Raw genomic sequence first — 22256 nt, forward strand, 5'->3', positions numbered from 1 at the left:
TGAGATTATTTCCGTACCGTCATGAGCATCATCCGGTGAAACGCCTTGACGAGCCCCGTATTGAGCTCGTAGTCGCGCTTGACTTCACCGGTCTTCATCAATTCCTTTTCCAGCCGGACGCTGTTGCCCGATTGCTGGACCTCGACATCATCCAGCATGCTGGTTTCCGTCACCTGCGCGGCACTGCTGCCATCGGTAAAATGCGCCGGGTTGGTGGAGGCCATCTGGAAGCCGGTTTGCTGCAGCACGCTTTCGAACGGCTTGACGTCCTTGGCGGCATAATGCGGCGTGTTGGCATTGGCGATGTTGCCGGCGACGACGTTCTGGCGGACTGCCAGCCATTGCGCCTGCCGGGACGCGAGATCGAAAAGCTGTATAGGTTGCATCATGCGACTCCATGCTTGTTGCTGGAGAACCTATGGACGCAATCTTGCGTGGGACTGAATTGGATGGCGTATCGGAAGCGCTGGAAATGCAGGCCTTGCGCGGTGATGCTTTTTGGCACCGCCATTGGCGGGAGGCCGCAAACGGCGGCGAGTGCCGTCATTTGCGCGGGTTCTTGCCCGCGACGGATCAAAGGCCGCCCGATCAGTCAGCCTGATAGATGTCGCCCTTGGAGGTGATCATCACCCAGCGTCCGTCGCGCTGTTCCAATGTCGCGAGGCGGCTGTTGTCCGGCAAGGTCGAGCCGATGCGGACAATATACATGCCGCTGCTGTCTTCGATCAGCGCGCGGCCATTGGCGACATGCATCAGCCTGAAAGCACTGGAAGAGGGAAAAGGCTGCTCCAGATCGTCCTGGACGCCAGGCTTCTTGGCGGCATCGGCATTGGGAACCGTGGCTGTGGTCAACTGATCGACGGCCGATTGCGTCGCTTCGTCGCGCTCCATCATCGCCGTCGGCGATGCGGAACCGCCGGGGCCTTCACGGCCTGGAATGTCGCGGGTATTGCCCTGCCAGAGCGTCGGCATCGAGAATTTGTCCTGGTGCAGGAAGGCATACCAGGGGAAAAATGTTGCGATCGCGGCCAGGGCCACGCCGGTTGCACCCAGCGCCTTGTCGATCAGGGGCGTACGCTCGCCGCGCTTGCGCTGCGGGACGATTTCATCGGCGTCATAATCGGTCATGGCTCATCCCCTCCGCATGTTTGCGGCCTGACCGGCGTTGGCTGCCGCCTTCAGCGCATTGGCAAGGTCGGTGAACGCATCGAAGGCCGGGCGTTCGCCGGGTGTCTGTTTCAAGATGTCGTAGATGACGGGAACCTGCTTGATCGCCATGTCGAGATCCGGATCGCTGCCGGGCCTGTAACCGCCGATCAGCCGGAGATCGCGGGTTTCCTCAAAGCGGTGGATCAGCGATTTCAGGCGGCCGACCAGCTTTTCCTGATCCGGCGTCCAGGCTTTTCGCGCCAGACGCGATACCGAGGCCAAGGGATTGACCGGCGGATAACGGCCTTCCTCGGCAAGGCTGCGGTCCATGACGATGTGGCCATCGAGAATACCGCGCGTGGAGTCGGCGATCGGATCGTTGTGATTGTCGCCATCGACGAGAATGGAGATGATCGCGGTGATCGTCCCTGCCCCTTCGGCACCAGGGCCTGCGCGTTCCAACAGTCGTGGAAGCTCTGTAAAGACCGAAGCGGGATAGCCGCGCGCGATCGGCGGCTCGCCCGAGGCGGTTGCGACCTCACGGATGGCGTGGGCGAACCGGGTGACGCTGTCGACGATCAAAAGCACGTTGTCGCCCTGATCGCGGTAATGTTCTGCAATCGTGACGGCGGTCAGCGGCGCCATCTTGCGCAGCATCGGGCTTTCATCGCTGGTCGCGACCACGGCAACCGACTTGGACAGGTTTTCCCCCAGCGTGTCTTCGATGAATTCGCGCACTTCACGGCCACGTTCGCCGACCAGCGCGATGACGACCTTGTCGAAGGCATCGGCGCTCGCAAGCATGGACAGCAAGGTGGATTTGCCGACGCCGGAGCCGGCGAAGACGCCGAGACGCTGGCCAAGGCAGAGCGGCGAAAAGATGTCGATGGCCCGCACCCCGGTGCGAAAGCCGTGCTCGACGCGCTTGCGGGTCATCGAGGGCGGTGCAGTGTTGGAGATCGGCCGGCGGATATCGCCCTGCAGCAGCGGACCGCGTCCATCGATCGGCTCGCCCAGCGAATTGATGGTGCGGCCGCACCAGCTTTCGGTCGGCGCGATCCGGAAAGCGCCCTTGCGGATGACCGTGTCGTGAATGCCGATCGGATCGCCCGGTTCGATCGGGCAGACGACGACGATGTCCTGCTCGACCTTGACGACTTCTCCGAGATGAACGCCGGTCGAACTCTTATGCGCCACGAACTCGCCCAGGCGGACATGCCGGGAAAGGCCGGTGACCGTGTAATATCCCGCCGAAATCGACTGGACATGGCCGCCGGGTGCGATCGAGAATTCCGGATTGGAATATCGCCCGACGAGGCCGCCAAGAGCGGCCAGCGACGTCGAGGAATTGCTGATCTGGAGTTTATCGTTCTGCATGCCGGTTCCTGCCGTCTGCCCGCGAAACCGGTAAAATGCGCCGGGGCGTGGCCTTGGTCCTGTCGAAAATCAAGTGGGTTATTTGCTGCCGCCGAGCGTCTTGATCGCTTCGCTCATCGACGTTTCGCTATCGCGCATCAGGGCCGAGATATTCTCGAAGGCGCGCGACACCATGATCAGCTGCGACATTTCCTGAACCGGGTTGACGTTGGATTCCTCGACATAGCCCTGCATCACGCCGACATCGAAGCGATCGATGACTGGTTCCGGCTCTCGGCTGGGAATGACGGCGCTGTTGTCGTAGCGCGAAAAGCCGTTGCTGAAATTGGCCTCGTAGAGGCCGAGCACGGCAACCTGGGTTCCAACCTGCTGGATGGCACCATCGGCGCCGACCTTGATCTCGGAGGCTTGCGAATTGAGCTGGATCGGCGCACCGCCCGCATCCAGCACCGGATATCCACGCAGCGTAACGAGATCGCCGGTTTCCGTCAGGGTGAAGCGCCCGTCACGGGTGAGCGCCTGGCCGCCGGGTGTCTCGATCTGGAACCAGGCGTCGCCCTTGATGGCGAAATCCAGCTGGTTGCCGGTCTGGCTGAGACCGCCATTGTTGGTATTGAGAAATTCCTTGCCCTCCGACACGAACGAAACCTTGGTCGGCCGCGTATCGCCCAGCACCTGGTTGAATTTCACTTCCGTCGAGCGGAAACCGACGGTGCTGGAATTGGCGACATTGTCGGCCAGCGTGTTCATGCGTTTTTCAAGCGCCATCTGCGAGGAGACGGCCACGTACATACCGGTTTGCATTTCAGCGTCCCCCGAGTTTCAGTGTGTTGATGGACAGGAGGAGATCGGAGGAAATGCCGTAGCCGCTGGATGAGCCGAAGACGGCCAGAGGGTCGTAAGGGTCTGACGAATTGTTGAGTTCCCAAAGCGCGGTAAAGCGCTCGAGAAGCTTCGACAGCTTGGCCGGATCCTTGAAATCCTTGATGTCGATTGCCTTTTCGATTGCCGCTGCCTGCTTGTCGATATCGGCTGCGGCGAATTCGTCCGGCATCTGCAAAAGCGTGCGGGTGACCTGCGCCAGCGCATCGTCGGCCAGCAAGCCGAAGGCGCCGGTGATCGAGGGCGCCGTGCGTTCGAAATAGAGCGCCAGGCGCACGCCGGCATTGTCCTCGCCGGCGGTCTGCTCCAGCGTCTGGCGGGCATACTTGTCGGCGACGCCTTTCTGGGCCTTGTCGAAAGATGTGGCGGCCGTGCCGTTACGGGCAAAATTCAGCGATTCCACCAGGTCCGAATAGCGGCTGTCGGTCAGCTGCTTGGCAAAGGAATCGTCCTTGTCGATGCCTTCGGTCAGGACCTTGCGCATGAAGGCCTTGGCATAGCCCATGTCTTCGAGGCCATGTGCCTTGATGGCGTAGTTATAAAGCCGCGTATCGGAAAAGAAGTCGTCGACCGTTTTGACGTTGCCGATATTGGCGAGATAATATTCGGTTTCGCGCGCCACATCCGGCTGCTTAGACACCCGCTCCAGCGACTTTGTCAGGTTGCCTGCGATCATCTGGTAGCTGGTGTAAGTCGTCGTCACGACGTTTCCCCGTTCATCCAATGGAAATGACGCATCGCGCGCCGATTGAACGGAAACCTGACGGCTGTTGCTTGCGCGAACCTGTTTGCCTGCAAGACCGGCGAATGTGGCCAACAGCCAGCCTCACGCAAGGCTGGCGGCCTAACGATACCCTCGAAAATCCACCATTGCGGCAGGTATCGAAATGAACATCATCATCGGGCTCCTCTTGACATTGGGCTGTATCCTTGGCGGCTTCATTGCCATGGGCGGCCACATGGAGGTCCTGAACCAGCCCTTCGAGCTTGTCATCATCGGCGGCGCGGGGATCGGCGGCTATATCATGGCCAATTCGATGAAGGTTCTGAAGGATACCGGCAAGGCGCTCGGCGAGGCCTTCACCCATAAGATTCCGAAGGAGCGCAATTATCTCGACACGCTGGGCGTTCTCTACAGCCTGATGCGCGACCTGCGCACCAAGTCGCGCAACGAGATCGAAAGCCATATCGACAATCCCGATGAATCCTCGATCTTCCAGTCGGCCCCGACGGTCCTGAAGAACAAGGAACTGACAGCGTTCATCTGCGATTACGTCCGCCTCATCATCATCGGCAATGCCCGTTCCCACGAGATCGAGGCGCTGATGGACGAGGAGATCAACACGATCACCCACGACAAGATGAAGCCCTATCATGCGCTGACGACCATGAGCGACGCCTTCCCGGCCATCGGTATCGTCGCCGCCGTTCTCGGCGTCATCAAGGCCATGGGCGCCATCTCGGAATCGCCGGAAGTGCTCGGTGGCAAGATCGCCGCCGCCCTTGTCGGCACCATGCTCGGCATCTTCCTCTCCTACTGTATCGCCAGCCCGGTGATCGCCAATATTAAGGCCGTCCGCGACAAGCAGAACCGCCTCTACATCATCGTCAAGCAGACGCTGCTTGCCTATATGAACGGCTCGGTTCCCCAGGTTGCGCTCGAATACGGCCGCAAGACTATCTCGGCCTATGAGCGTCCGTCGATCGACGCGGTCGAGCAGGAAATGATGAACCCCGGTGGCGGCGGCGAAAGCAAGGCGGCCTGATCCGATGACCTCACCGACCAACAACAACGTCTACACGTTCGACCGCAAGCTTCTCGCTCGCATGACCGGAGCGCTTGGCGACAACAAGACGATCGGCAAGCTGTGCAGCGATCTTGGCCATGTGTTTGCCGAATTCCTGCCCGACATCTTCCAGAACGAGACCGGGCTGGATATCGACATCGGCTATGCCGGCTTCGATACCGGCCTGAAGAGCGAATTGATCGCCAATCTCGGCAATGGTGTTGCGCTGTGCGATACGTCGCTGCGCAACTGGTGCCCCGATTTCGTCATCAGCTGCGACAGCCCTGTCATCATCACGCTGATGGAAATCCTTTTGGGTGCGCCGTCCAATGCCATCGAGGAGCCGAAGCCGCGGTCGCTGTCGAATATCGAGCTCGACGTGGCCACGATGATCTTCGAAAAGATCGCCGATGTGTTGAAATCCGCAGTGAGCGTGGCCGGCAGTTTCGAGCCTGTCGTCGGGCGTCCCTACAATGCCAGCCAGCGCCCGGCGCCGGACCCGGATGTGGCCGATGTCTACGCCGCCTGCATCAATGTGACGATGGGTCTGGGCCCGGTGCTCTCGACCTTCTCGATCATCGTGCCGCAGCAGACGCTTTTGAAGACCGCCGTCGTGTTTCCGAAGGGCATGGGCCAGGGCCGCAAGGCCAAGGGGGCCTGGGGCGAACAGCTTGAGCAGCAGGTCCGCCGCTCGACGGTCAGCCTTGAAGCGCGCATCAAGCTGCAGAGCCTGACGCTGGACAGCATCAGCCGCCTTCAGCCCGGCGATGTCATTCCGTTTCTCGATACCAAGGATGTGCGCGTCGAGATCAACGCCAACGGCCGCGACCTCTATATCTGCGAATTCGGGCGGTCCGGCGCAAAATACACCGTGCGGGTCAAGGATACGCACGGTTCGGAGAGCGACATTCTCCACCACCTGATGAGTTAAAAAGTCCCTGCCTTACCCGGCAACATGGTTGGGGCAAGTTTCAACTGGAATAGTTTGCACATGGCACCGAAGAAAGCACCAATAGAAGACCAGGCGATCTTGAGCGGCGGCGATGCCGAGCTTGATCAGGCCATCGACGATCTGCGTGGCGTCCTGCAAAGCGATGCCACGGGGACAGTGCCAGCAACCGATTTCGGCATGGATTTTGCGGCAACCTCGGCAGCCGGGGAGATTTCGGATTTCGGCAGCTCCTTTTCAGCCGAAAACGATCTGAGCAGCTTCGGCGGCGACTTTAGCGCCAGTAGCTTTGCCGACCTTGACCAGGCGTCTGCGGCACCTGCCTTCGACGCCGGTTCGTTCGGGGCAAAAGCATTCGGCGGCGACGCGTTCGAGGACCAGCCCGCCGGTGAACCCGGCAGCGGCATGACGGCCAATCTCGATCTGATCATGGATATCCCGATCGATGTCCAGATCGTTCTCGGCACCAGCCGCATGCAGGTCTCCGGCCTGATGAACTTGACGGAAGGTGCAACGATCGCGCTCGACCGCCGGATCGGCGAGCCGGTGGAGATCGTCGTCAACGGCCGGGTGATCGGCCGTGGCGAAATCACCGTTCTCGACGAAGATGAAACGCGTTTCGGTGTGAAACTCATCGAAATCAAGGGTACCAGTAAAGTTTGAACCCGGTTAGGGTCATAAGGATCAATCCATGATGGATTTCGACAATTTCGAGGCTTCGGCGCCCACAAGGCCCCTCACCCAAATGGACAAGGCGGCTGCGGTTCTCCTTGCGATGGGCAAGCCGATTGCCGGCAAGTTGTTGAAATTCTTCACGCAGAGCGAATTGCAGGGCATTATCGCCTCGGCTCAGTCGCTCCGCTCCATTCCCCCGCACGAGCTGGAAATCCTGGTGAACGAGTTCGAGGACCTGTTCACCGAAGGTGCCGGCCTGATGGACAATGCCAAGGCTATCGAAGGCATTCTCGAAGAGGGCCTGACGCCGGACGAGGTTGACGGCCTGCTTGGCCGCCGCACCGCCTTTGCCGCCTATGAGGCCAATATCTGGGACCGGCTGCAGGATTCCGACCCGATTTTCGTCGCCCAGAGCCTGGGCAAGGAACATGCGCAGACGATCGCCTATGTGCTGTCGATGATGCCATCGACCTTTGGCGCCAAGGTCCTGCTGCAGTTACCGGAAAGCAACCGCGCCGACATCATCAACCGCGCCGTCAACATGAAAAGCGTCAGCCCCAAGGCCGCGCAGATCATCGAGGCCCGCGTGGTCGAGATGATGCGCGAGATGGATGCGGAGAAGAACTCGGTCGGCTCGATCAAGATCGCCGAGGTCATGAACGAACTGGAAAAGACCCAGGTCGAGACGCTGCTTGCCTCGCTGGAATCGATCAGCACCGAATCGGTCAAGAAGGTCCGCCCGAAGATCTTCCTGTTCGACGACGTTCTCTACATGCCGCAGCGCAGCCGCGTTCAGCTGTTCAACGACGTCTCGGGCGACATCATCACCATGGCGCTGCGCGGGTCCGGCATGGAACTGCGCGAATCGGTTCTTGCCTCGATCGGCGCGCGTCAGCGCCGCATGATCGAATCGGATCTTGCTGCCGGCGATGTCGGCATCAATCCGCGCGATATTGCCATTGCCCGCCGCTCGATCACCCAGGAAGCCATCCGGCTTGCCGCAAGCGGCCAGATCGAACTGAAAGAAAAAGAAGCCGTAGCCGCCTGACGGCGCACTCTCCTCTCTTCACCGCCAAAGTCTATGTGAAGCCCTTCAATCCATCCCGGTTGAGGGGCTTTTTGGCATGGGCTCTGCTTCAACGCCCTAGTTTCTGTGAAGCGTTGTGTTCCCGCGCATATCTTCCTTGCATGCCCTCCTGCCCCGGCTCACAACAGGTCTGACAGCAATCATTGCTGCCGCCAGATGCAAGAGGCCTTCATCCGATGTCGGACGATCAGGACAAAGACAGCAAAACCGAATCGCCGACCGAGAAGAAAATGACCGACGCCATGGAGAAGGGCAACACGCCCTTTTCGCGCGAGGTCACCATGTTCGCCTCGGTCGTCGCCATCTATATTTTTGTGGTTTTCTTCCTGCCGACTGGCTTTGCCACGGTTGCTGAATCGCTGAAGGATATTTTCGAACAACCGGAGGCCTGGCGCATCAACACATCGACCGATGTGGTCGCGCTGATATCGCACCTCTTCTGGAAGGCCGGCACGCTGCTCATTCCGTTTTTCGTGCTGCTGATCGTCTTCGGGATCGGATCGTCCATCCTGCAGAACCTGCCAAGCCCGGTGCTGGACCGGGTCGCGCCGAAAATGAACCGGATTTCGCCGGTCGGCGGGTTCAAGCGCATCTACGGCATCCAGGGCATCGTCGAGTTCGCCAAGGCCTTTGCCAAGGTGGCCGTCGTGTCGCTGATCATCGTGCTGGTGCTCTGGAACGATTATTACGCCACGCTTGATTCGATGTTTTCAGACCCTTTGACGATCTTTGCGACGATGTCGAAGGACTTCAACCAGATCATGATCGTCATCCTGATCGCGACGGCCGTCATTGCCATCGCCGATTTTTTCTGGACGCGGCACCATTGGTATACCGAGCTGATGATGACGAAGCAGGAGGTCAAGGAAGAACTCAAACAGTCCCAGGGCGACCCGATCATTCGCGCAAGATTGCGTTCCATTGCCCGTGACAGGGCCCGCAGGCGCATGATTACTGCGGTTCCGCGCGCCACGCTCGTGATTGCGAACCCGACGCACTATGCCGTTGCGCTGCGTTATGTGCGCGAAGAAGGCGATGCGCCGGTGGTCGTTGCCAAGGGGCAGGACCTTGTCGCGCTGAAGATTCGCGAGATGGCGGAGCAAAACGGCATTCCCGTTTTCGAAGACCCGCCGCTTGCACGCTCAATGTTTGCGCAAGTCTCGGTGGATAGTGTGATTCCACCGGTGTTTTACAAGGCAGTCGCCGAACTCATTCACCGGATCTATGCAACGCAGCCGAAACGGATGACGTGATCCCAATGAAAAAATGCGAATATTCGGACCAACGCGAAAAAATAGTAGCTGATGCGATCCGCCCTGTTGCGACGGAATTGCGGCTGATCGATGCCGCCGACTTTATCGCAATGCTGCGCTTTGAATCGCATGGGAGCCTCGCGGACCTGGTATCGTCGGCCGCAGAACTCTATTTTCTTCCCGGTACGGTGAATTTCGGCATCGGTGGCAACTATTCCCTGGACTGGGGGACGGAGCCGGAAATCACGCTCGATCTCGAATTGAAGCCTGATGGCGTTACCGTCTATGCGCAGCTGGCACTCGGCAAGGACTCAGCTGGCCTTGAGATCAACCATATCGCGTTTCAAAGCCCGTCCAGCGATCCCGACGAGAATACGGCGTTCCTGGCGGAAAGCCTCAACGCAGCGAAATTTGTCAAATCCTACCCGGCAAGCCTTGCAGGTTAATCCTGCGGCCATTTGCCGATCCGGGCCATGACGGCCCAACACTCCCAATCAGCTGATATAACCGAGACGAATGGCCTTGGCGATCGCCTGGATTCTGTTGACCGAATCCAGCTTGGTTGTCGCGGCCCCGAGATAGGCGTTGACCGTATGAACCGACAGCCCCATCTTCTCGGCGATTTCCTCGCTGATGTAGCCGTCGCCGGCCATCTGCAGGCAGCCGATCTCGCGGTCGCTCAAGGATTCCGACGGCAGCATGCGCCGTTCGTCGGCGGCCAGAAGATCGGTCATGACCTGGCAGCTGCGCCCATGCAGATCGATGATCACCTCGCTCGCCACATCGATATAGCTGCCCATGAAGACAACGTAGCCATTGCCCTGGGCACCGAGCCGGACCGGCAGGGCCATGCCGGAATAGGGCAGGATGCGGGCGGAAAGTCGCTGGGTGAAGCGGGCAAAATCCGGCGTTTCCGCCGCCTGGTGCTCGCCGGTGCCGTTCCACAGAAGCGGAAGCAGGGACGCATCGAGATGCGCCAGCATCTCGCCACCATAGGCCGACACCAGCTCATGGGCCGCAGCCTCGCTGCCCGCACCCCAATTGTCGAGGACGCAGCTGAGCTTGCGGGTTGCCGGAAGGCCGTTTCCGTTCAGCCGCAGCACGGCGAAATTCTTGGCGTTGACCTGCTTTTGCATCGTCTGCAACCGCGCCACGAGCGTTGCTGCCTTTGACGCCCGCGCCTGCAGCCTGCCGGTCTTTGGATCGTCGCCTGGGCGCGGATGCGGGAGGAAATAGGTCATGACCGGCCTCCTAGACGAGATTGTTGCGAACGGCGTAGGCAATGGCTTCGGAGCGTGTCTTCGTCGCCGTCTTGCGCATCACGCTGGTGATGTAATTGTTGATCGTGTTGCGCGAGATCCCGAGGATGACGGCGATTTCGTCGCTGGTCTTGCCTTCGGCGATCCAGAACAGGCATTCGAGCTCGCGTTCCGTCAGCTCGAAATCACGATCGGTGCGCGCGCCGCGTTCGGTGGTGAAGCTGGCAAAATAACCGGTGAGCAGGCCGACATCCCGCAGGCTTTCCTGCGACAGGATCACATCCTGCGGGAAGAGCAGCATCAAGGACAGCCGGGCACGCCCGACATTGAAGGTGATGGCGCAATATTCGCGGCTGATGCCACGGCTGATGTCGATATCGTCGGGCAGGCTCATGAACACCGGCTGCATCACCGACAGGCACTTCTCCATCTCGTTGGTCTTGGAGTGGAGCTGCGACATCACCTTGCCGAGCCGCTTGACGACATCGAACGGCCAGTCCGAACATACGACGAAATCCAGACCTTCATCCTGGGAGAGATCATAACGCGCCAGCAGATAGTGGGTGGCTCCGACATAATCCGTCAGGGCCGCAAGCCCCTTGCTCAGATTGCCGCGCTCGGCAAATTCGCCCAGCCTGCGAATGAGCTGCTCCTTGGAAGGAGCCCGCCCGGCGCCGCGCATAACCGATCCTGGCAATGACCAAGCCGTAACGTCTTTCTGTAGAGCATCCATGACATTACCCCCGTGATGGATTCGTCCGTGCTCATCAAGCGCTTTCACCGCCGCCGGCAACCGTGTCGAAGCGTCCGCATTCTTCAACACACGCGAATCAGTACGCGAATCACTACATAAAATGTACATCGCCCCCTACAAAAAACTACTGCCCCCTTATCGGGATTTACTTTTTCGAGTTTCCGTGAATCGATTCGTTCGCAAACAGGCGAAAAACGGGATACTTGTGACCATACAGAAAATTCTGTTCAATTATATTATTGTTATTGCTTATTTTTCTTTGATTTTATGGAGCGGGAAAGGACCTTTTCTCCGGAAACAAACAGCATAAGGTGTTCAATAATGTGCTAAAATAGCCAAACAAATCACCGCCGATTGAATCGGTGCCTTTTGTCAAGTTTTTCCTTTTGTTATTTGTTTCAGGCGCTGTTGCGAAAATACACCAACGAAATGCACCGTTTAAATTTGAGAACAAAACATAAACTAAAGCAATGCCGAAAATAAATGCCTTATAATATTTTAATCAAACTGAATTACTACTAACGCAGGGAATCAATACCTGAGCAGGTGCACGCAAAACGCCAGACAAGCGCGCTTTTCCCCAGAGAAAAATTAACGGTTTGTTAAATATAACGAATCGCGAAGCGCCGGGTTACATCGCCGGAGCCGCACCCGATTCTTGCAACCTTGCACACGCGGGATGGCAATACAGCAAAAGACGCTGCCTCTAGCTTTTTGGGAAGGAATGCTCTTGCGGGCTGCCGAGGGTGTGCAGAGAGGCGAAAGACACCCGTTTGTTCCCCGTCCCGATAAAATTTTCTCGGTGAACCGACGAAATACGTTTGGCCGCCGATCGTCTCAACGGAAAAACCCGCCGGGTGGGCGGGTTTTGCTGTCGTGGCTGGGATGCATTCTCAGGCTGCTTTGTCGGCGACCCATTTGCGCAGGATCTTGGCAGCGCGCTCTTCGCTGATTTCGACCATGCGGGCGAGCCTGCGTTCAGGGCCTTCCTTGACGCGCCGGTTGAAGCCGCCCTCGCTGTCGTCGCCGAGGCTGAGCAGGTCGTCGGTGCTGTCGAAGCCGAAGTCGGAACCGAAGCCTTCCATCAAGGCGCCGCCAGCACCGCCATTTGCGGCAGGCGAGAAGTCGGGCAGTTCAAGGCCGACCGGTTCATTGTCATTGAGCGCCACACCCGGGCCGCCGAGGCCGAGCGACCGGGCCAGAGGACGCATGCCCATCCACACCACCAGGAAGGCAACCACGATGAAAGCGAGCGCATTGATGATGCCGCCGAGATTGCGCGTGAGCGTTTCCATGATGCCGGGGCCAGCGACCGCTTCATCGAGGAGCTGCGTGTTGACGAAATCCATGGCCGTCAGCGTGATCATGTCGCCGCGTGCAGGATCAAGCCCAACGGCCGAGGCGACGATCTTTTGCATTTCCTGGATATAGGCGTCGATCTTTGGCTGGTCGGCGCCTTCGCCGATCATGGCGGCGATGCGGCCGCGATTGACCACGACGGCGACCGAGAGTTTTTCGAGCGTATAGCTGTTCTTGACGGTGGCGACGGTCTTCGAGTTGATCTCGTAGTTGGTCTGCTCTTCCTTCTTTTCGGTCTGGTCGTTTGACTGAGGGCCTGCAGCCCCGCCTGTTGGCGCTGCCTGCGGCACATTCTGCTGGACCGTGGCCGCATTATCGGCCTGCTGCTGGCTGGATTTCTGCTCTTCCTTGGTCACGCGGGTCGAGCGCTCGACGCGCGATTCCGGATCGAAGACTGTTTCCTGGATCTGCTGGGTATCGGTGTTCAGCTTGGCGGTGACGCTGGAGCGGAAATTGTCGATGCCGAGGAAAGGTGTCAGGGCCTTGTCGATATTGTTTTCGACTTCCTTCTGGACGTTCTGGATGATGCCGAGCGACTGGTTCATGGCGCTGTTGGCGGGGTCGTCGCCGGAGGCCAGGAGCTGGCCGGTGGAATCGAGGATCGTCACGTCGTCGATGCCAAGCCCCGGAACGGACGACGCCACCAGATGGCGGATCGAGGCTGCGGCATTGCGGCCGATATTGGCGCTGGCGCGGATCATCACCGATGCCGTTGGGTTCTGCTCGGCTTTTCTGAAGCTGCCGCGATCGGCCATGACGATGTGGACGCGGGCAGCGGAAATTCCGGAAATCTGCTGGATGGTGCGGGCGATCTCGCCTTCAAGAGCACGGACGCGGGTGACTTCCTGCATGAAGGAGGTGAGGCCGAGCGAACCGACATTGTCGAACAGTTCGTAGCCGGCATTGGCACTGTTGGGCAGGCCGCGCTCGGCGAGATAGAGCCTTGCCTTGCCGGTCATTCCAACGGGAACCTGGATGCTTGCGCCGTCGGTGCCGGTTTCAAAGTTGATGTTGGCTTCGGCAAGAGCAACACTGACCTGATTGAGGTCGTTGCTTTCAAGGCCGACATAGAGCGTTTCAAAGGAGGGCTTGTTGACGTAGAGCCCGGCAGCGAGAACGATCGCAACCGCAACGACACCGGCTGAGATCAGCGCGATAATCTTGCCTTGCCCCAGACCGGCCAGGTTCTTCGTGACCGATGAAAGTTGATCCAACAGATTCATTCTGTTTCCGCACCCAGTGGCGCATGTTCCGTTCAGACAACATCGCCTGGGGAGTGAACATGAGCAGATCCAAACATTCGGGTTTCTGACGGATTTGACACATGCGCTTCGTCACATCACGCGCAAATCGACCAGTCCCGATTGGCACACTAGAAAACGAAACTTGCGCGAACTTGTCTTGAAGCTGTCCTCCCTTGACCTGCTGGCCCTGTTTCCGGCTTTACGGACCACGCAAAAAACGGGGCCATCTTTCGACGGCCCCGTTGGATATTCCGGTATTTATCAGCGAATTAGAGAGTGCGGTCCGTATAACGGGCGCGGTCCGCATCGATTTCAGCCTGGGAATAGGGCTTGGACGTGTCATCGAAGCTCGTCCAGCCCTGACCTTCATAGGCAGTGCGGCGCGCGGGAACATCCACCCAGTTCGAGCGCTTCAGGATCGCTTCCGCTTCTGCAGCGCGCGATTCGTCCACCTTGGCCGTCACCAGCGTGCCGCCACGGCGCACACCTTCTGCATAGACATGCGCATCGCGCTCATCGACGCCGGAATCCGTCAGCGCACCGATGATGCCGCCAGCGGCACCACCGACCACGGCACCGGCAACTGCGCCAGCTGCCGTTGCAGCAAGCCAGCCTGCGGCGACGACGGGGCCAACGCCCGGGATCGCCATGATGCCAAGGCCGGTCAAGAGGCCACCGACACCACCGACGGCGGCACCAATGCCGGCGCCTGTGCCTGCGTCTTCGGCGACATCATTGTCACCCTTGTGGCGGCCATCGGCGTTGTTGGAAACAATGCTGATATCGCTATCGGAAATGCCGGCAGCCTTCAGCTGATCAACAGCGGCAGTGGCATCGGAATAATCATCGAACAGTCCGGTTACGGTCTTTGTCATGGTGTTTCTCCGTGTGTTTATATGTGGTTTTTATGGGTTGCGGCGCTTACTTGGCGACGATATTGCCCTGGTAATCCAGGGAGACCATCACTGGCTTGCCGTCCTTGGTGGCCTTCGCCTGCCAGACGCCCTTGTCATCAAGCTTCAGCTCGGTAACGTCTGCATAACCGCCTTCAACGATACGGTCCTTGGCCTGGCCTTCGGTAAAGCTGTTGGCGCCTTCAACCGGTGCCGTCGTGTTCTGCTCGGAAGGCGTTGCAACTGCCGGCGTATCGCCATCGGGATTGGCTGGCGGTGTTGCTGTCTGAGCGAAAACAGACGATGCAGACAGAGCGACGATCGCCGATGCGATGATAAACTTGTTCATTTGGTTCTCCTTGGGATGCTGAAGTGATCCTCGGCCAGACAACCATCCAAGGACCATTAAGTTCCCTCGTCTTTTGACAATTTGGCAGAAAAAACTCTAATGATTCCGCTACATTAGTGATCTGCGGCGCAAATCTTCCTGACGAATTCTACGCCCGTCCGGGACCTCGGAAACCGGCCGCGATTGCCTGAAATGCCGGGCCAGGCGCTACGATGGACGCCGCTGTAAGGCTTGGAAGATCGGGGGTTTGGAGCGTAGCGAGCACAGAGTGCCGGTGGCGCAAAAACGGCCGGAGTTGAGACCGGCTAAAAAACAAAACCGCCGCTCACGACGTCTGTCGAGGCGGCGGTCACATGCAGCAGAGAAATTATTCTCTCTCTAAAAAGCCTCGAAATCTCCGGCGGCTTCGGTCAGCGGCTGGGAGTGGCCATGACGGAGCATGCCGTTGCCGAGCGATTTCTGCATATCGGCAAGCTTGACCAGATTGAGCGCCGTCGTCACATCGACCAGCCAGGATTGCGGGATGGCCGCCGTGACCGTGTCGATAAACTCCGCCAGGCCGCGTGTCTTCTGGACGGCCAGGTCGATGCCCTGCAGGACCTTGATCCGGTCCGGCGATTCCAGCACGGCCTCGCCATGGATATCGCTGAGCATCGGTTCGATCCGCTCGATGAGGTAAGCCACATCATAGAGTTCCGAGACGATGCGCATCATCACATCCGGAAGCGCCTCATCGACGTGAGGCATATGGCTCTTCATTTCAGTCAGCATTACACGCCCTCACGCTGGCAACAAACTCCGTCCGGGCCCACCGGACAGCACCGCTCAACACCTCGCCAAAGCCCATTCCGGTCTCTTCCGGAAGGCGGCTGAGGCGCTAGAAAAACTCGATCGCATTATCCACCGGCTTCGGCACCGGTCTTGGACGCTGTTCCTGAGCCACGGCCTTCTGCGCTTCCACGCCCGTCAGCGCATATTGCCGGGCACGGCCGCTCAGCGGCCAATATTCGAGCTTGCGCCCATGATCGCCGCCGGTGCTTTCGCCAACCACCTGGATGCCCTCGTCCATCAGGAACTGGCGGGCAAACAGCGCATTCTGCTCGCCGACATTGGAAAAACGCGCGATCGTCTTGGCACCGCCAAAGATTTTCGCCTCCAGCCGATCGCGGCGGGCCCCCTTCTTCAGGAGCCCGTTGATCAACAATTCCATCAGATGCACGCCATAGCGCGTCGCATCGCCGCCAGACGAAATCGCATCCGCCGAACCCGGCAGGAGGAAATGGTTCATGCCACCGACGCCCGCGACCGGATCGCGCATGCAGGCAGCCACGCAGGAACCGAGGATGGTTGAAAGCACCACATCGGGATCGCTGACCACCTTCCATTCGCCCTGGATGACATGCACACGCCTGGTCGCAGCCTCGTTGATCATTTCAATGCCCCAAATACGGCTTCGATTGCAGCTTTCATCTTTTCGATGGTGAAAGGCTTGGCGAGCACGTTGTTGGCTCCGAGCGCCGCAGCCTTGGTCACCAATGCACGGTCGCCCTGGGCCGTCAGCATGATGAAGGCGGCTTTCTTGGTGGCCGGATTGTTGCGCACGGCAGCAAGCAGGCCAAGGCCATCCATCTTGGGCATGTTGAAATCGGAAATCACCAGGTGATGCGGCTGCGCCGCCATGATCTTGGCCCCCTGCTCGCCATCACCGGCAACGGTAATCTGCTTGAAACCAAGCTGTTGCAGGGCATCGCCCAGCAAGAGGCGGCTGGTGACCTGATCATCGACGATCAGAACTTTGATTTTTTCCGCTAGGGACATTTATTCGCTTCCTTCTCTTCGGGCGGCAGTGCTTTTCAGGACTTCTTCCCCGATTGAGCCGAGGGGGAGTTGTGTTTCGACGGCACCCAGTTCGTAGGCAACCCTCGGCATTCCATAGACGACGCAGGTCTTTTCATTCTGACCGAATGTGCGGGCACCTGCGTGGCGCATTTTCAAGAGACCGGATGCGCCATCGCGGCCCATCCCGGTGAGGATCACACCGACGGCATTGCGGCCGGCAAGTTCGGCCACGGAATCAAACAGCACATCGACGGACGGGCGATGGCCGTTGACCGGTTCGCGGTCGAGCAGGCGGCAGCTGGGCGACGCCGGGTTCACCACCTGCAGATGGCGCTCGCCCCCTGGCGCCAGATAGATCTTGCCGATCTCCAGCCGCGCCCCATCCGTTGCTTCCGCGACCGTTGGCGCGCAGATGCGGTTGAGGCGCTCGGCAAAGCTCTTGGTGAAAGTGTGCGGCATATGCTGCGTGATCACCGTCGGCGGGCAATTGGCCGGGAATTTCTGCAAGACAGCGATCAGGGCCTCGACGCCGCCGGTGGACGATCCGATCGCGATGATCTTGCGGCCTGCCCGGTAATCGGAAGCCGTATTGGCATTGGCAGCGCTGGGGGCCGCGACCTTGTTGCTGGAGATAATGAACTTGCGCTGCGAGCGGGCGGCCGCCTTCACCTTTTCGGCGAGATCGCGGAACGGATGGGGATCTCCGGGCAGCGGCTTGCCGACGCAATCGAAAGCACCGATTTCCAGCGCCGCCAGCGAGGCTTCCGCGCCCTTGTGCGTCAGCGTCGAAACCATGATCACCGGCATGGGGCGCAGGCGCATGATCTTTTCGAGGAAATCCAGCCCGTTCATGTTGGGCATCTCGATATCGAGCGTGATGACGTCGGGATCGAGATCCTTGATCGCCTGGCGCGCCTGCATGGCGTCGGCCGCCTGGCCGATAACCTTGACTTCGGGGTCGCTGCTCAAAATGGCCGTGATCAGCCCGCGCATCGTGGCTGAATCGTCAACGACAAGAACGCGCGCAACACTCACGAGCGGCCTCCCTGTGGCTTGCCGGTATAGCGATAGGTGGTGATGCCGATATTGTCGAAGACCGTTTTGGCATCGCCCGAGACGCGTTCGGAATGGCCGATATAGAGATGGCCCTTGGGGTTGAGCATGCCGGCAAAGCGCGACCAGATCTTCATCTGGGTCGGCTCGTCGAAATAGATGACGACGTTGCGGCAGAAGATCACGTCGAACTGGCCCTTGAACGGCCACTGCGCCATCAGGTTGAGTTCATTGAAAGTGATGAGCCGCTTCACCCGGTCGTCGACCTGCCATTTCTGGCGGCCGTTGACGGCGGATTCGATGAACCATTGCTTGCGCATCGCCGGGCTGACGGTTTCAAGCGCAGTCGCGTCATAGGAGCCGGCCCTTGCCAGCGCCAGGATCTTCGGGTCGATATCGGTGGCAAGGATGCGGAAATCGTAATCGGCCGCATTCGGCAGCATCGACAGGACCGTGAGCGCGATCGAATAGGGCTCCTGACCGTCCGAGCAGGCCGCAGACCAGATGCGCACCCGGCCGCCATTTTTGGCGCGCGCGATAAGTTCCGGCAGGACGTCGGTTTTCAGGTGTTCGAAATGATGGTTCTCGCGGAAGAAGCGGGTGAAATTCGTCGTCAGATGCGAGAGCATATCGCGGCGTTCGGCGGCACCGGCCGGCGAGGAGACCAGCTGGCAATATTCGCGAAAGCCCTTCAGGCCGATGTTGCGGATATGCTTGGAAAGCCTGGAGTAGACGAGCGAAGCCTTGGATTCGTTGAGATAGATGCCGGCATCTGCATAAATCATGGCAGCGATCTCCACGAGGTCGCGGCGGGTCAGCGGATATTCTCCGCTTGCCAGGCACTCGTCCGGAGGCAGCTTGCTGTCAAAGGCGGCTGGCATGCTCATGCAGCTTCACTTTCGGTATGAGGAAACACGGCTTCCAGTTCGATCAGGCAGATCATCCGCCCTTCGATCGCCAGGATGCCGCGGGCAAATGTCCGCTCGAATTCGGACGTCATATCCGGCGTCGGCTGGATATCCTCGTCCTTGATCGTCAGGATGTCGGAGACCGCCTCGACGAGGAGGCCGACGACCCTGTTCTTGACCTGCGTCACGATAATGACATGGCGCACCGTTGGCTCGGCCGGCTTCATGCCGAGGCGCGCTGACAGATCGATGATCGGCAGCACCGCGCCGCGCAGGTTGATGACGCCTAAAACATATTGTGGCGCATGCGGCATCGGCGTCGCCGGCGTCCAGCCGCGGATTTCCCGCACGGACATGACGTTGACGCAGAATTCCTGGTTTCCGATACGGAACGCGATCAGCTCGCGCCTGCCATTGGAAAGATTTGTGGCCAGATACGTCATAGTCCTACCCTGCGGCGGCCAGCGATGATTCGAGTTGCAGGGACTGGCCGCGCGAGGCTGCAACGACAGCATCGACATCCAGGATGAGAGCGACGCGGCCATCACCGAGAATGGTGGCAGCGGCAATGCCCGGCACGTGGGTATAGTTGGCCTCCAGGCTCTTGATGACGACCTGACGCTGGCCCTGGATGGCATCGACCATCAGGGCACGCTGGCCGCCGCCTTCGGATTCCACCAGAAGCGCCACGCCTTCGACCGGATTGGCCTGGGTTGCGCGGAAATTGAGGATGCGGCCGACATCGACCAGCGGGCAGAACGAGTTGCGGATCGAGATCAGCCGCTGCGTCGCACCGAAGGAATGGATCGCTGCCGCATCCGGCTGCAGGGTTTCGACGATAGCCGTCAACGGCACGACCAGCGTCTGGCCGGCCACGGTGACGACCATGCCGTCAAGGACGGCCAGTGTCAGCGGCAGGCTCATGGTGAAGACGGAACCATGGCCGGGCTTCGACGAGATGTTGATGCGGCCGCCGAGCGCCTGGATCGAGCGCTTGACCACGTCCATGCCGACGCCGCGTCCGGAAAGGTCAGAGACCTTGTCGGCGGTGGAGAAGCCGGCGTGGAAGATCAGGTTGTCGATTTCCTCGTCCGACAGGTTGGCATCGGCGGCGATCAGGTCGTTGTCGATCGCCTTCTGGCGGACCTTCTCGCGGTTGATGCCGGCGCCGTCGTCGGACAGTTCGATGACGATGCGGCCCGAGCGATGCTTGGCGGTGAGCTTGACCGTGCCTTCGGCATTCTTGCCGGCGGCAATGCGCTTTTCCGGCATTTCGAGGCCATGATCGACCGCGTTGCGGATCATGTGGGTCAAAGGCTCGGCCAGCTTGTCGATGACCGTCTTGTCGACTTCGGTGTTTTCACCTTCAGTGACGAGGCGGACAGACTTGCCGGTAATATCTGCGATTTCGCGGACCGTTCGGGCCATGCGCTGGAACACCGGCTTGACCGGCTGCGCGCGGATCGCCATGACCGAATCCTGGATCTCGCGGGTCAGCTGCTGCAGCTCTTCCAGACCCATGTTGATCGAGGAGACGCCATTCGAATCGTTCTCGATGACGCTCTGCGACAGCATGGCCTGGTTGATGACGAGCTCGCCGACGAGATTGATCAGCCGGTCCACACGATCGAGATCGACGCGAATGGTCGGGGCGGCGGCGGATGCGGCCTGCTGGGCATTGTTCTGGGCAGCCGCTGCGGCGGCACCCTTGTCACCGGCTGCAGTGCGCGACGCGGTCGCGGCCATCTGGACGACGTTGGATGCGGCTTCGGCGGCGGCGACAGCCTGCTGCACGGCGGCGATCTGCTCTTCTTCCTCGACCACGCCAAGCGGCGCATCAGGCTCGTCATCGAGCGCGGAGAGATCGAACGGAACCGGCTGCATCGGCAGTTCGTCACCGCTATCGTCTGCGGCGGCGCCGGTGTCGAGCGCAGTGACCTCGAGGTCGCAGTCCCATTCGGCAAATTCGAACACCGAACGCACGGCGTCTTCGCCCTTGTCGGTCTTGATCGACGCCTTCCAGGAGAAATAGGCGGTTTCCGGATCCATCTGGTCGAGCGATGGCAGGCTGTCCATGTTGCAATGGATGCTCATTTCGCCCAGGCGCGAGAGATCGCGCAGGAGCAGCGTCGCCTCATTGCCCTTGGTATAGAGTTCCGACTTCGGCTTGAAGACGATCTCATAGGACGGAAGATCGGCCGGTTCCTCGTCGTCACCGAAATCATCGAAGGAGAAGGCGACGGGAACGAAACCTTCGTCATTGACGGCTGGTGCGGCGGCGGCGGCAACCGGAGCTGCCTTCGGGACCGCTGCAACCGGAACGGCGGCAGGCGGCGCCTCGCCCTTGGCCAAAGCTTCCAGCTCGCGGATCAGCTGCGCCGAGCGTGCCTGATCGACACTGCCGCCGTCGCGCGCGACATTGGTCAGGTCGGCCAGCACATCGGCCGATTTCAGCATGACCTTCAGAACATCCTGGTTGGGTTCCAGCTTGTTGGAACGAACGCAATCAAGCGTGGTCTCGAACACGTGCGCGAAAGAGACCAGATCATCCAGCCCGAACGCTCCGGCACCACCCTTGATGGAGTGGACCGCACGGAAAACCGCATTCACCGTTTCCGGATCGCGGTCGCCGTCATTGAGCCTCAGGAGACCGGATTCCAGTTCAGCGAGCTGCTCCTCGCATTCCTGAAAGAAAATCTCTTTGATTTCGTTCATATCCATGGGGGAAATCCTGGCGTTAGGCGGTTACGCGCTCGATGGCATCGATCAGCTTGGTCGGATCGAACGGCTTGACGATCCAGCCGGTTGCGCCTGCCTGGCGTGCACGGTTCTTCTTTTCCGCGTCGCTTTCGGTCGTCAGGACCAGGATCGGGATTGCCCGGAATTTCTCGTTTCTGCGCACTCCCTCGATGAAGCCGAAGCCATCGAGACGCGGCATATTGATGTCGGTGACGATGACATCCGGATTGGCATCTTCCAGAACTTCCAGCCCCTCGATGCCGTCTTCCGCCTGGATCGTTTCGAAACCGGCATTGTTCAGCGTCACGAGAAGCATGTTCCGGATGGTTCTGGAATCATCGACGGTGAGAACTTTCTTTTTCATGTCTCAAATCTCCTTTGCCATCAGGTGGTCGATATTGACCCCGATGAGCTGTGTCGTTTTCGTAAATGCGTCCGACACCTTGGCGAAGGTGAAAGACTGATTATCCTCTTCCCAGCTTTTTGCCCCGGCCATCAGGACCTGAACGCAGAGCGCGCCGACACGCTCGACCGCAGATGCGTCGATCGCGACCGGGTTGCCGCGCAGAGCCATCAGCTTGCCGTGCAGAGCGCTGGCCTCGTTCAGATCGAGAACCGGCGCGAGGCTCAAACTTTTCCGGGCGGCTTTCTTGGCTGCCATCTCTACTTTCCTTGTCTGGCTGAGAGTAATTTACACGGA

The 22256-nt window shown here is 59.5% G+C and carries 25 protein-coding genes; 6 read left to right on the forward strand and 19 right to left on the reverse strand.

Annotated features, from left to right (window positions below; all coding sequences use genetic code 11):
• Positions 1-5: 5 nt before the first annotated feature.
• The 5 genes from flgB to ASD32_RS00925 form a co-directional block, all read right to left on the reverse strand.
• Positions 6-386, reverse strand: coding sequence for a flagellar basal body rod protein FlgB (gene flgB / locus ASD32_RS00900; protein WP_060636242.1), 381 nt, complete (start codon positions 384-386; stop codon positions 6-8).
• 202 nt (positions 387-588) lie between these two features.
• Positions 589-1128 (reverse strand): hypothetical protein, encoded by a 540-nt coding sequence (locus tag ASD32_RS00910; protein WP_060636024.1) that lies wholly within the window; start codon positions 1126-1128, stop codon positions 589-591.
• Positions 1129-1131: 3 nt separating this feature from the next.
• Positions 1132-2526 (reverse strand): flagellar protein export ATPase FliI, encoded by a 1395-nt coding sequence (fliI, locus tag ASD32_RS00915; protein ID WP_060636025.1) that lies wholly within the window; start codon positions 2524-2526, stop codon positions 1132-1134.
• Between the two features lie 78 nt (positions 2527-2604).
• On the reverse strand, positions 2605-3330 hold the full coding sequence (flgF, locus tag ASD32_RS00920) for a flagellar basal-body rod protein FlgF (protein ID WP_060636026.1): 726 nt from the start codon (positions 3328-3330) through the stop codon (positions 2605-2607).
• Position 3331: 1 nt separating this feature from the next.
• Entirely contained in the window at positions 3332-4111 is a 780-nt protein-coding gene (locus ASD32_RS00925) for a DUF1217 domain-containing protein (protein ID WP_060636243.1), read from the reverse strand.
• Positions 4112-4295: 184 nt separating this feature from the next.
• On the opposite strand from ASD32_RS00925, the gene motA reads away from it, so the two are divergent.
• The 6 genes from motA to ASD32_RS00955 all read left to right on the forward strand — a co-directional run bounded on the left by motA (position 4296) and on the right by ASD32_RS00955 (position 9605).
• Positions 4296-5174 (forward strand): flagellar motor stator protein MotA, encoded by an 879-nt coding sequence (gene motA, locus ASD32_RS00930; protein WP_060636027.1) that lies wholly within the window; start codon positions 4296-4298, stop codon positions 5172-5174.
• Positions 5175-5178: 4 nt separating this feature from the next.
• Positions 5179-6126: a FliM/FliN family flagellar motor switch protein gene (locus ASD32_RS00935; RefSeq protein WP_060636244.1), complete on the forward strand. Its 948-nt coding sequence runs from the start codon at positions 5179-5181 to the stop codon at positions 6124-6126.
• A 60-nt stretch (positions 6127-6186) separates the two neighbouring features.
• Positions 6187-6807, forward strand: coding sequence for a flagellar motor switch protein FliN (gene fliN, locus ASD32_RS00940; protein WP_060636028.1), 621 nt, complete (start codon positions 6187-6189; stop codon positions 6805-6807).
• 28 nt (positions 6808-6835) lie between these two features.
• Entirely contained in the window at positions 6836-7867 is a 1032-nt protein-coding gene (gene fliG, locus ASD32_RS00945) for a flagellar motor switch protein FliG (RefSeq protein ID WP_060636029.1), read from the forward strand.
• A gap of 215 nt (positions 7868-8082) precedes the next feature.
• A complete protein-coding gene (flhB, locus tag ASD32_RS00950) occupies positions 8083-9159 on the forward strand; it encodes a flagellar biosynthesis protein FlhB (RefSeq protein WP_060636030.1) in 1077 nt (358 codons plus the stop codon).
• Positions 9160-9164: 5 nt separating this feature from the next.
• On the forward strand, positions 9165-9605 hold the full coding sequence (locus ASD32_RS00955) for a hypothetical protein (protein ID WP_060636031.1): 441 nt from the start codon (positions 9165-9167) through the stop codon (positions 9603-9605).
• Between the two features lie 48 nt (positions 9606-9653).
• Here the strand turns inward: ASD32_RS00955 and ASD32_RS00960 are convergent, their stop codons facing one another.
• The 14 genes from ASD32_RS00960 to ASD32_RS01025 all read right to left on the reverse strand — a co-directional run bounded on the left by ASD32_RS00960 (position 9654) and on the right by ASD32_RS01025 (position 22217).
• Positions 9654-10400: a helix-turn-helix transcriptional regulator gene (locus ASD32_RS00960; RefSeq protein WP_060636032.1), complete on the reverse strand. Its 747-nt coding sequence runs from the start codon at positions 10398-10400 to the stop codon at positions 9654-9656.
• Positions 10401-10410: 10 nt separating this feature from the next.
• Positions 10411-11100 (reverse strand): helix-turn-helix transcriptional regulator, encoded by a 690-nt coding sequence (locus tag ASD32_RS00965; RefSeq protein WP_156382991.1) that lies wholly within the window; start codon positions 11098-11100, stop codon positions 10411-10413.
• 965 nt (positions 11101-12065) lie between these two features.
• On the reverse strand, positions 12066-13754 hold the full coding sequence (fliF, locus tag ASD32_RS00970; RefSeq protein ID WP_060636034.1) for a flagellar basal-body MS-ring/collar protein FliF: 1689 nt from the start codon (positions 13752-13754) through the stop codon (positions 12066-12068).
• 290 nt (positions 13755-14044) lie between these two features.
• On the reverse strand, positions 14045-14650 hold the full coding sequence (locus ASD32_RS00975) for a general stress protein (protein WP_060636035.1): 606 nt from the start codon (positions 14648-14650) through the stop codon (positions 14045-14047).
• Between the two features lie 46 nt (positions 14651-14696).
• Entirely contained in the window at positions 14697-15017 is a 321-nt protein-coding gene (locus ASD32_RS00980; RefSeq protein ID WP_060636036.1) for a PepSY domain-containing protein, read from the reverse strand.
• 378 nt (positions 15018-15395) lie between these two features.
• Positions 15396-15764 (reverse strand): hypothetical protein, encoded by a 369-nt coding sequence (locus tag ASD32_RS00985; protein WP_244490058.1) that lies wholly within the window; start codon positions 15762-15764, stop codon positions 15396-15398.
• Between the two features lie 130 nt (positions 15765-15894).
• Entirely contained in the window at positions 15895-16449 is a 555-nt protein-coding gene (cheD, locus tag ASD32_RS00990) for a chemoreceptor glutamine deamidase CheD (protein ID WP_060636037.1), read from the reverse strand.
• Positions 16446-16835, reverse strand: a complete 390-nt coding sequence (locus ASD32_RS00995) for a response regulator (protein WP_037105534.1) — start codon at positions 16833-16835, stop codon at positions 16446-16448. The genes cheD and ASD32_RS00995 overlap by 4 nt, the downstream gene beginning before the upstream one ends.
• The gene (gene cheB / locus ASD32_RS01000) at positions 16836-17891 is read right to left on the reverse strand and encodes a protein-glutamate O-methylesterase CheB (RefSeq protein ID WP_082546578.1); all 1056 of its coding nucleotides are present in this window, start codon (positions 17889-17891) and stop codon (positions 16836-16838) included.
• Positions 17888-18796 carry a protein-glutamate O-methyltransferase CheR gene (gene cheR, locus ASD32_RS01005; protein ID WP_060636038.1) on the reverse strand — a complete coding sequence of 303 codons (909 nt, stop codon included), beginning with the start codon at positions 18794-18796 and terminating at the stop codon, positions 17888-17890. Before cheR ends, cheB begins: the two co-directional genes overlap by 4 nt.
• Positions 18793-19260, reverse strand: a complete 468-nt coding sequence (locus ASD32_RS01010) for a chemotaxis protein CheW (RefSeq protein ID WP_060636039.1) — start codon at positions 19258-19260, stop codon at positions 18793-18795. Before ASD32_RS01010 ends, cheR begins: the two co-directional genes overlap by 4 nt.
• A 4-nt stretch (positions 19261-19264) precedes the next feature.
• The gene (locus ASD32_RS01015) at positions 19265-21538 is read right to left on the reverse strand and encodes a chemotaxis protein CheA (RefSeq protein ID WP_060636040.1); all 2274 of its coding nucleotides are present in this window, start codon (positions 21536-21538) and stop codon (positions 19265-19267) included.
• Positions 21539-21554: 16 nt separating this feature from the next.
• Positions 21555-21920 (reverse strand): chemotaxis response regulator CheY1, encoded by a 366-nt coding sequence (cheY1, locus tag ASD32_RS01020; protein WP_056329642.1) that lies wholly within the window; start codon positions 21918-21920, stop codon positions 21555-21557.
• Between the two features lie 3 nt (positions 21921-21923).
• On the reverse strand, positions 21924-22217 hold the full coding sequence (locus tag ASD32_RS01025; protein ID WP_060636041.1) for an STAS domain-containing protein: 294 nt from the start codon (positions 22215-22217) through the stop codon (positions 21924-21926).
• Positions 22218-22256 lie beyond the last annotated feature (39 nt).

The organism is Rhizobium sp. Root483D2, assembly GCF_001426685.1.
Lineage (GTDB): Bacteria > Pseudomonadota > Alphaproteobacteria > Rhizobiales > Rhizobiaceae > Pararhizobium > Pararhizobium qamdonense.

Bases quoted from the DNA above. Each gene is read 5' to 3' on its own strand.
- flgB (WP_060636242.1), bottom strand. From the start codon at position 386: ATGCAACCTATACAGCTTTTCGATCTCGCGTCCCGGCAGGCGCAATGG.
- ASD32_RS00910 (WP_060636024.1), bottom strand. From the start codon at position 1,128: ATGACCGATTATGACGCCGATGAAATCGTCCCGCAGCGCAAGCGCGGC.
- fliI (WP_060636025.1), bottom strand. From the start codon at position 2,526: ATGCAGAACGATAAACTCCAGATCAGCAATTCCTCGACGTCGCTGGCC.
- flgF (WP_060636026.1), bottom strand. From the start codon at position 3,330: ATGCAAACCGGTATGTACGTGGCCGTCTCCTCGCAGATGGCGCTTGAA.
- motA (WP_060636027.1), top strand. From the start codon at position 4,296: ATGAACATCATCATCGGGCTCCTCTTGACATTGGGCTGTATCCTTGGC.
- ASD32_RS00935 (WP_060636244.1), top strand. From the start codon at position 5,179: ATGACCTCACCGACCAACAACAACGTCTACACGTTCGACCGCAAGCTT.
- fliN (WP_060636028.1), top strand. From the start codon at position 6,187: ATGGCACCGAAGAAAGCACCAATAGAAGACCAGGCGATCTTGAGCGGC.
- fliG (WP_060636029.1), top strand. From the start codon at position 6,836: ATGATGGATTTCGACAATTTCGAGGCTTCGGCGCCCACAAGGCCCCTC.
- flhB (WP_060636030.1), top strand. From the start codon at position 8,083: ATGTCGGACGATCAGGACAAAGACAGCAAAACCGAATCGCCGACCGAG.
- ASD32_RS00955 (WP_060636031.1), top strand. From the start codon at position 9,165: ATGAAAAAATGCGAATATTCGGACCAACGCGAAAAAATAGTAGCTGAT.
- ASD32_RS00960 (WP_060636032.1), bottom strand. From the start codon at position 10,400: ATGACCTATTTCCTCCCGCATCCGCGCCCAGGCGACGATCCAAAGACC.
- ASD32_RS00965 (WP_156382991.1), bottom strand. From the start codon at position 11,100: ATGCGCGGCGCCGGGCGGGCTCCTTCCAAGGAGCAGCTCATTCGCAGG.
- fliF (WP_060636034.1), bottom strand. From the start codon at position 13,754: ATGAATCTGTTGGATCAACTTTCATCGGTCACGAAGAACCTGGCCGGT.
- ASD32_RS00975 (WP_060636035.1), bottom strand. From the start codon at position 14,650: ATGACAAAGACCGTAACCGGACTGTTCGATGATTATTCCGATGCCACT.
- ASD32_RS00980 (WP_060636036.1), bottom strand. From the start codon at position 15,017: ATGAACAAGTTTATCATCGCATCGGCGATCGTCGCTCTGTCTGCATCG.
- ASD32_RS00985 (WP_244490058.1), bottom strand. From the start codon at position 15,764: ATGCCTCACGTCGATGAGGCGCTTCCGGATGTGATGATGCGCATCGTC.
- cheD (WP_060636037.1), bottom strand. From the start codon at position 16,449: ATGATCAACGAGGCTGCGACCAGGCGTGTGCATGTCATCCAGGGCGAA.
- ASD32_RS00995 (WP_037105534.1), bottom strand. From the start codon at position 16,835: ATGTCCCTAGCGGAAAAAATCAAAGTTCTGATCGTCGATGATCAGGTC.
- cheR (WP_060636038.1), bottom strand. From the start codon at position 18,796: ATGAGCATGCCAGCCGCCTTTGACAGCAAGCTGCCTCCGGACGAGTGC.
- ASD32_RS01010 (WP_060636039.1), bottom strand. From the start codon at position 19,260: ATGACGTATCTGGCCACAAATCTTTCCAATGGCAGGCGCGAGCTGATC.
- ASD32_RS01015 (WP_060636040.1), bottom strand. From the start codon at position 21,538: ATGGATATGAACGAAATCAAAGAGATTTTCTTTCAGGAATGCGAGGAG.
- cheY1 (WP_056329642.1), bottom strand. From the start codon at position 21,920: ATGAAAAAGAAAGTTCTCACCGTCGATGATTCCAGAACCATCCGGAAC.
- ASD32_RS01025 (WP_060636041.1), bottom strand. From the start codon at position 22,217: ATGGCAGCCAAGAAAGCCGCCCGGAAAAGTTTGAGCCTCGCGCCGGTT.